Here is a 296-nt window from a genome sequence, read left to right as displayed (position 1 = left end):
AGTTGTTAAAAGCGGCTTTGCTCTTTAATAAAGTGTGTTTAGTGAATGCGTTTGGGTCTGTAGCTCAGGTGGTTAGAGCGCACCCCTGATAAGGGTGAGGTCGGAGGTTCAAGTCCTCCCAGACCCACCACTTTGCTTAGGTAAGGTGGTGAAGCATTGAATAAGGGGCCATAGCTCAGCTGGGAGAGCGCCTGCCTTGCACGCAGGAGGTCTGCGGTTCGATCCCGCATGGCTCCACCATTTCGAAACAAACCCATTCCCTAAACATATTTAAAAAGCTTTCTCTGGAAAGCTTT

The 296-nt window shown here is 49.3% G+C and carries 2 tRNA genes; both read left to right on the top strand.

Annotated features, from left to right (window positions below):
- Positions 1-53: 53 nt before the first annotated feature.
- A tRNA-Ile gene (locus AC27K1_RS21770) sits at positions 54-130 on the top strand.
- 34 nt (positions 131-164) lie between these two features.
- A tRNA-Ala gene (locus tag AC27K1_RS21765) sits at positions 165-240 on the top strand.
- Positions 241-296: the final 56 nt, after the last annotated feature.

Source organism: Kistimonas ophiarachnellae (assembly GCF_057552235.1).
This window is presented reverse-complemented; position numbering and strand designations above follow the sequence as displayed.